Raw genomic sequence first — 1,184 nt, 5'->3', positions numbered from 1 at the left:
CCTCAGCCTGGCGGATCACACCCATGATCTGCGCGTCAGTAAAGCGATCACTCTTCATCAGAATCTCCTCATCCTTACGCTGAGAAAATTCTCATTCAAAAGCCACTCTTTTTATGGGGGGATTACCATGTGCCATCGAGCAGACAAGTCAATTGTGACGGGGAGAGATGGATCGCTCTGTCCTTTGCCGAAGGCCACAGGAAATGCCCGCGCTCGATCCGCTTCGCATATAAGGAAAGGCCGATCCCATCGTGCCAGATCAGTTTCACCAGGTCGCCGCGTCGGCCCCTGAAGACATAGACGTCACCCGCGAAAGGGTCACGACCCAGTGCTTCCTGGACCTTCAACGCCAGCCCGGGCATCCCCAGGCGCATATCAGTCACGCCGGCCGCCAGCCATATCCTCAGCGTGGAGGGAAGCGGGATCATGACCGCAGTGCGCCCACAATCTCACGCAGACGATCAGCGGACAGCCCTGTGTCGAACTCCAGCCGCACGCCGTCCGGAAAGACCAGGCTGACGGCTCGGCCGGACAGCGTTCCCTGTTCTCTCCGACGCTCCAATGGCGGCGGCTCGGGGACCGGGGCCACCATGACAGGTATGAACGATGTCCTGCCTTTGGCCTGCGCTTTGGCCCGAGCCTCTCGCCGCCAGCGAAACACCAGACTGGGATGGATCCCATACTGTGCAGCCACCTCCCTTATGGGGCGCCGGCTCTCGTAGGAGGCGATGACCACTCGCGCGCGAAATTCAGGGGCGTGCCAGCGGCGGCGATCCGAAACGATCTCGATCCGCGAGGCGCCCGCCAGCCTGTCCCGCTCGCATGTCTCTCTACCGCTCCTTTGGAGCCTCTCTGCGGTACTACCTGCGACACTCGCAGGTAGTACCGCGTCCCTATCTCTTAAATCGCTCATGCTTCATAGCTGAACCAGACCAGAAGTATTCAGCAAGGCGTCAGTCGCCGGGAGCTTACTTCCTGGCCGTCATACACATCGCTGCAGCCGCAGACTGGATCAAGTGCTAACAGGCCCTAGTCACCTGAATCTGAAGTTCGGCTCATTGTCTTATGACAAAAGCGCTTCACCGAGGCGAGGATCTGGTCGGCTGATTTGACCCACCGATACGGCCGTGGGTTTTTGTTATGTGCATCGATAAAAGTTGTGATGTCAGCTTCGAGTGCAGTTG

At 58.9% G+C, this 1,184-nt stretch carries 2 protein-coding genes and 1 pseudogene; all 3 read right to left on the bottom strand.

The features are described 5' to 3' along the window. Positions 1 to 122: 122 nt before the first annotated feature. The gene (tnpB, locus tag F1542_RS16905) at positions 123 to 428 is read right to left on the bottom strand and encodes an IS66 family insertion sequence element accessory protein TnpB (RefSeq protein WP_193734015.1); all 306 of its coding nucleotides are present in this window, start codon (positions 426 to 428) and stop codon (positions 123 to 125) included. Beyond that, positions 425 to 913, bottom strand: coding sequence for an IS66-like element accessory protein TnpA (gene tnpA / locus F1542_RS16900; RefSeq protein WP_193734014.1), 489 nt, complete (start codon positions 911 to 913; stop codon positions 425 to 427). The genes tnpB and tnpA overlap by 4 nt, the downstream gene beginning before the upstream one ends. Before the next feature lie 116 nt (positions 914 to 1,029). Further along, positions 1,030 to 1,184, bottom strand: a pseudogene (locus F1542_RS16895) (IS630 family transposase); the annotation flags it as partial.

The organism is Komagataeibacter sp. FXV3 (genome assembly GCF_015155755.1).
In the GTDB taxonomy this organism is placed as follows: Bacteria; Pseudomonadota; Alphaproteobacteria; order Acetobacterales; family Acetobacteraceae; genus Komagataeibacter.
This window is presented reverse-complemented; position numbering and strand designations above follow the sequence as displayed.